This window comes from Aliikangiella coralliicola (genome assembly GCF_007004725.1).
GTDB lineage: Bacteria > Pseudomonadota > Gammaproteobacteria > Enterobacterales > Kangiellaceae > Aliikangiella > Aliikangiella coralliicola.
On record NZ_ML660174.1, the window covers coordinates 114,653 to 121,178 of the forward strand.

General features: G+C 41.5%; 6 protein-coding genes. 5 read left to right on the plus strand and 1 reads right to left on the minus strand.

What is annotated here, in order from left to right; all coding sequences use genetic code 11:
- Positions 1-293: 293 nt before the first annotated feature.
- The 5 genes from FLL46_RS26650 (at position 294) to ispD (ending at position 5,424) form a co-directional block, all read left to right on the plus strand.
- Entirely contained in the window at positions 294-1,928 is a 1,635-nt protein-coding gene (locus FLL46_RS26650; RefSeq protein ID WP_142935452.1) for a CTP synthase, read from the plus strand.
- Positions 1,929-2,027: 99 nt separating this feature from the next.
- The gene (gene kdsA / locus FLL46_RS26655) at positions 2,028-2,861 is read left to right on the plus strand and encodes a 3-deoxy-8-phosphooctulonate synthase (protein ID WP_142935454.1); all 834 of its coding nucleotides are present in this window, start codon (positions 2,028-2,030) and stop codon (positions 2,859-2,861) included.
- Between the two features lie 144 nt (positions 2,862-3,005).
- A complete protein-coding gene (gene eno, locus FLL46_RS26660) occupies positions 3,006-4,280 on the plus strand; it encodes a phosphopyruvate hydratase (RefSeq protein ID WP_142935456.1) in 1,275 nt (424 codons plus the stop codon).
- 50 nt (positions 4,281-4,330) lie between these two features.
- Positions 4,331-4,609, plus strand: a complete 279-nt coding sequence (locus FLL46_RS26665; protein ID WP_142935458.1) for an FtsB family cell division protein — start codon at positions 4,331-4,333, stop codon at positions 4,607-4,609.
- 92 nt (positions 4,610-4,701) lie between these two features.
- The gene (gene ispD / locus FLL46_RS26670) at positions 4,702-5,424 is read left to right on the plus strand and encodes a 2-C-methyl-D-erythritol 4-phosphate cytidylyltransferase (RefSeq protein ID WP_142935460.1); all 723 of its coding nucleotides are present in this window, start codon (positions 4,702-4,704) and stop codon (positions 5,422-5,424) included.
- 105 nt (positions 5,425-5,529) lie between these two features.
- Here the strand turns inward: ispD and FLL46_RS27255 are convergent.
- A partial coding sequence (locus FLL46_RS27255) for a transposase (protein WP_168204332.1) occupies positions 5,530-6,526 on the minus strand: 997 nt, incomplete at its 5' end.

Below are 6,526 nucleotides of genomic sequence, written 5' to 3' on the forward strand. Positions count from 1 at the left end.
CCGCAATATTCAATTTAATCTCGTGATTCGCAAGAAATTATTTGTTACAATAGCTTCCCGTCCTGATAGCTTCTAGTGATCTTGATTTTTGTTACACAAACCAGCTTTTTTGCTAGCAAAAACAGTGTCTTGCGAAAAAGTCAATAATGTTTTAACTAAACTTTTAATTTTTACAACTCCCATTTCAAGATGTTTATGTTGGAGTTAGTGCTAGTTAGTAACAAAAAAACAGCAAGCCGTGCTCAGAAGTTTCTTTCTAACAATTTGTTTTTAAACGATTTTGGCGATTTTACATGACTAAGTTTATATTTGTTACGGGCGGTGTTGTATCTTCTCTCGGAAAAGGTATTGCGGCAGCCTCATTAGCAGCGCTATTAGAGTCGCGAGGGCTTAAATTGACCTTGCTGAAGCTTGATCCTTATATCAACGTTGATCCGGGTACGATGAGTCCATTTCAGCACGGTGAAGTATTTGTGACTGACGATGGTGCCGAAACTGATCTGGATCTCGGTCACTATGAGCGATTTGTTCGCACCCGTATGACTCAGGCTAATAATTTCACGACGGGCCGTGTTTATGCTGATGTGCTTAAAAAGGAACGTAAAGGTGAATATCTCGGCGGCACCGTTCAGGTTATTCCCCACATAACTGATCAAATTAAACAGAAAGTGATTGAAGGTGCGGGAGATGCCGACATTGCTATGGTAGAAATAGGTGGAACTGTCGGGGATATTGAGTCGTTGCCTTTTCTTGAAGCCATTCGCCAATTAGGCTACGAGCTCGGGCGAGAAAGAGCGCTCTTTATGCACTTAACTTTACTTCCTTATATTGCTGTTGCCGGCGAACTTAAGACCAAACCGACCCAGCACTCGGTTAAAGAGCTACGTTCAATTGGTATCCAGCCGGATATTTTAATTTGTCGTTCTGATCGCACTTTACCGCCTTCGGAAAAAGCTAAAATTGCTTTATTTACTAATGTTGAAGAAAAGGCTGTTATATCGCTTAAAGATGTCGATAGTATTTATCGTATTCCTTCAATTTTGAATTCACAGGGTTTAGAACGCTTAATCAGTGAACGCTTTCAACTACCTGAGCAAGAAGTTGACCTAACTGAATGGGAACAAGTGTTATATGCGGAAGCGAATCCGAATGGTGAAGTGAATATTGCCATGGTTGGAAAATACATGGATTTGACCGAAGCCTACAAGTCACTGATTGAATCGCTAAAACATGCCGGTTTGCAAAATCGCTTAACTGTCAATATTGATTTTGTCGATGCCGAAGATATTGAGAAAAAAGGTATTGGTCTTTTGGATAACGCCGACGCAATACTTGTCCCCGGCGGTTTTGGTGAGCGGGGTGTTGAAGGAAAAGTACAAACGGTTGCTTATGCTCGGGAGAATAATATCCCTTATCTGGGTATTTGTCTTGGTATGCAGGTTGCCGTTATCGAGTTTGCGCGAAGTAGTGCGAAACTATCGGACGCTAACAGTACTGAATTTGACAAAAATACTTCAACGCCTGTGGTTGGACTGATTACTGAATGGGTCGATAAAGATGGTAGCGTTGAGCAACGCTCGGAAGATTCTGACCTTGGTGGCACAATGCGCTTGGGTGCACAACCGGCCTACCTGAAGAAAGGGACTAAGATTGCAGAAATTTACGGCGCACAAGAAGTAAATGAAAGACATCGCCATCGCTATGAGGTCAATGAGAATTATGTTTCTCAGATGGAAGAGTGTGGATTGGTTATTTCTGGTCGCTCTAGTTTAAATAACCTGGTGGAAACGATTGAGCTTAATGACCATCCCTGGTTTGTTGCAGTTCAGTTCCACCCGGAATTTACTTCAACCCCTCGCGATGGACACCCTTTATTTGCATCATTTGTGAATGCTGCTAAAGAGTTCAGAGTTGCTCAGGAAGGATAATTACCTGAAAGGTAAATCCTCGAAGTGTTGAGGTTATAACTGTAAGATAAAGTCAAAGCTTTCTTTGACAGGCGAACTTATCAATTAAGAGTATCATGTATGAATATTTGCGGATTTGAAGTTGGTATTGATAAAGCATTTTTTCTTATTGCTGGCCCTTGCGTTATTGAAAGTGAACAGCTCGCGTTGGACACCGCTGGTTATATGAAAGAAGTCACTGATCGTTTAGGGATAAACTACATTTATAAATCGTCTTTTGATAAAGCGAATCGTTCTTCGCACACTAGTTTTCGCGGCCCAGGAATTGAGAAAGGATTGCAGATTCTTGAGACAGTTAAAAAACAAATTAATGTACCCGTATTAACTGATGTCCACGAAGATACGCCAATGAATGAAGTTGCTGCAGTCGTTGATGTACTGCAAACACCGGCATTTTTATGCCGACAAACGAACTTTATTCAAAGAGTCTGCGAAGCTGGTAAACCAGTTAATATCAAGAAGGGTCAGTTTTTAGCGCCTTGGGATATGGTTAACGTTGTTAATAAGGCTCGCTCGACAGGTAATGAAAATATTATGGTATGTGAGCGAGGCGCATCTTTTGGTTATAACAACTTGGTCTCTGATATGAGAGGGCTGGCGGTAATGCGCGAAACCGGCGCGCCAGTTGTATATGATGCAACCCATTCGGTGCAATTGCCCGGCGGTCAGGGGAGTTCTTCTGGCGGTCAAAGGGAACACGTACCTGTGTTGGCAAGGGCGGCGATTGCTGCGGGTATCTCCGGCATTTTTATGGAGACACACCCGGATCCGGCGAATGCAAAGAGCGACGGTCCAAATTCTTGGCCGATGTATGAAATCGAAAAGCTGTTGAAAACATTAACAGAAATTGACTCGGTCGTTAAGCAGTCAGGTTTTGCAGAGATGAGCCTTTGATGTTTAACCAGAATGTGGATATTAGCGCGAACTTAACTCGATTTTCTTAAAAAGAATAAGTTAGTTCAGCTCTGAATCGATTAGAGATAAAATCAAATTCACTTAATTAATTTTTAAATGTAAACCAAATTGAGGTTGGAAGGAATGAGTAAAATTGTCGATGTCATTGGACGCGAAGTATTGGATTCTCGCGGAAACCCAACAGTAGAAGCAGAAGTTATTCTAGAGTCAGGCGCATTAGGTATTGCCTGCTCTCCTTCAGGCGCATCTACCGGGTCTCGCGAAGCTTTAGAGTTAAGAGATGGTGATAAAACTCGCTACCTGGGTAAAGGTGTACTTAAAGCAGTGGCCAATATTAATGATTTGATTAAGCCAAAGTTGATTGGTATCGATGCCGGTGAGCAAAGCAAACTTGATCAAATTATGCTTGACCTTGATGGAACTGAAAATAAGTCAAAATTAGGTGCGAATGCCATTTTGGCTGTTTCGTTGGCAGCTGCTAAAGCCGCGGCCAGCCATAATAAGCAACCGCTTTTCTCTCAAATTTCCGATGGCGTGACCTTGCCTGTGCCAATGATGAATATTATTAATGGTGGCGCACACGCGGATAACAATGTTGATATTCAAGAATTTATGATCTTACCGGTTGGCGCGCCAAGTTTCTCTGAAGCACTACGCTATGGCACAGAAATATTTCATGCGCTTAAGTCAGTTTTAAAATCGAAGGGATTAAACACTGCAGTTGGTGATGAAGGCGGCTTCGCTCCTAACCTTGGATCTAACGAGGAAGCTGTACAAGCTATCGTAGAAGCTGTTGAAAAAGCCGGCTATAAACTTGGTGAAGAAATTTTCCTCGGACTTGATGTTGCGAGTTCCGAGTTTTATAAAGGTGGTAAATACCATTTAGAAGGCGAAGGAAAATCCTTAACTGCAGAAGAGTTTGCGTGCTATTTAGAAGACTGGGTTAACCGTTATCCTATTATTTCAATTGAAGATGGAATGGATGAAAGTGATTGGGAAGGATGGAAAATTCTCACGGAAAAACTAGGTGAGCGTGTCCAGTTAGTTGGAGATGATTTATTTGTCACTAACACTAAAATTTTGACTGAAGGAATAGAAAAGAAAATTGCTAATTCTATTCTTATTAAAGTTAACCAAATTGGTTCGTTGACTGAAACCTTAGCGGCCATCGATATGGCACACGAAGCGGATTATACTGTGGTTGTTTCGCATCGAAGTGGTGAAACTGAAGATTGTACCATCGCTGATTTAGCTGTAGCGACTAATGCCGGTCAAATAAAAACTGGATCGTTATGTCGAAGTGATCGAGTGGCGAAATACAATCAATTATTGCGTATTGAACAAATGCTAGGTGATAAAGCTGTTTATCCTGGTAAGAAAGCATTTAATTGTTTTTAGAGAAATAGTGAGTAGAGCGAGCCGTAAGGCTTGCTCTCTTTTTGGATAATATGAAAATACTTGGTGTCATTTTTTTTGTTTTAATCTGCTTACTGCAATATCGAATTTGGTGGGGCGAAGGTAGCTATCGTGAAATTAACGAACTTAAAACAAAAATAGCTGAACAACAGGCGCAAAATCGTTTGTTAAAAGAGCAAAACGAATTATTAAAAAAAGAAATTCTGGCACTAAGAAAAAATCCTGCCGTACTTGAAGAAAAAGCCCGAGAACAACTTGGTTTGATCAAGCCTGGTGAAACTTTTTACCGCGTTATTCCGAAAGAAAAATAATGTTGTCCCACTTTGAAAAGTACGTACAGTCATTCAAGCAAACTTCGTCAGTTAACTGTTAATCATGAAATAATTATTGGAGATGTTTATTAATGCATCAAGATTTGTCAAGCGTTAGTGGAGTTGTTGCGATTGTCCCTGCAGCAGGTGTCGGTAGTCGAATGGGAACAGATGTTCCTAAACAATATTTAAAGCTAAACAACAAAACAATATTAGATATTACGCTTGATAAGCTACTAAAGTTTGAACCAATTTCGCTAGTTGTTCTTGTTATTTCTCCGCAGGATTCACACTACACCAAACTCGAAAACATCGAGCATAAAAATATTGTCGTTATTGAAGGCGGCGAGGAAAGGAGCAATTCAGTGCACAACGCTTTGCGATACTTGTTCGATAGTGGTTTAGCAGATGATGTACCTGTAATGGTCCATGACGCGGCACGTCCTTGTATAACCCATGAAGATTTGGAAAAACTATACCAATCTTTTCAAGCTGACCAGCAGGCATGTCTTTTAGCTGCGCCGGTGATTGACACGTTGCAGTCAATTACACCAGAAAAACAAGTTGTTAATGTTGTGGAGCGCGATCATTTAGTTCGTGCGTTTACTCCCCAAATGGCGAGATTTATTGATTTAAACAACTCATTAGGGAAGGCAATTGATAACCGTAACATGGTCACAGATGAGGTTTCCGCATTAACCTTATCAGGGCACCCTGTCAGAGTTGTTCTTGGTCGAAGTGATAATATAAAAATTACAAATACTGAAGATTTACCGCTCGCTGAATTTTATTTGAACAAATATGAAAACAGTTGAGAGTGTAAACAATTATCATTATTTGCATAATTTAGCTTTGAATTAGTTAGACACTCTGCTGAAAAATAAAATACATACTTGCAATAAGCGAATATTAAATCGTTGCTAGTTCGATAAGGATTTATACAACAACTTAGCAGCGGCGATGCCATGTAAACAGCGAACCTCCCACAGCCTGGCTTTCTGCCGAATTTTCTGGATAGAACCAACGACTCGAAAGTAATTGTTGCCATAGTTTTCAATTTGTTTAAGCCAATGATTCTTGCGTAAGTTTAAGCGGTCAAGTGTGGGAGCAATATGCACGGGAATGTCAGCCTTCCCAGGTTTAACGATAGCGCGACCAGTCCATTCAACCAGTTCAATATAGTCCTGCAATCGCATCGGCAGCGGGTAAGGTCTCACTTTTCCGGCTACCGGAGTGACTTCATCTTTCCAGGGACAAAGCTGTTTAACTGAGTCAATATTATCGAGTCGTTGTTTGATTGAAGTATGCTGAGACTCAGCCAGTTTGTCCGTGATCTTTGCTCTGACCGGGTTCAGGTCGACATAAGCCATACAGGAGAAAAGGGCGGCTTCATCAAGTAAGGCTTGAGAAGTATAACGACCTTCCCAGAACTTCCCGGTACAGTCATCTTCCCGATTACTGTTTTTAGCCAATGGCTCGTTTAATCGGCGCATAAACCAGGATAAATCACCGAGTCGTTGTCGGTAGAGTGCGAGTCTTTCACTATCATGTAGAATCGCCATTTTTTTCATCGCTCTCAAACGAGGATTAATGGCCTGGTCAGGCCGTCCGGGAAACAATTCCAGCCAACGCTCAGCGACCTCATCATCGGTCCAATTTAAGGGGGCCTTAGGGTCGAGGTAGAGGACGATATGATAATGATTATTCATAACGGCATAGGCATAGATTTCAATCGCGAAAAGCTCACAGAGCGCTTTCATGCGTTTTTCTAGCCAGTGTTTACGATGCGAATAGTTACGACCGGAGTGTTGGTCGACACCACAGAGGAAGGTTCTTCGGACACAGCGATTGGTGCAGTGGTAAAAGCCGGGGTTTTGAGAGTCGACCAGTTTTTTACGAGGGATAGCCATATGAATT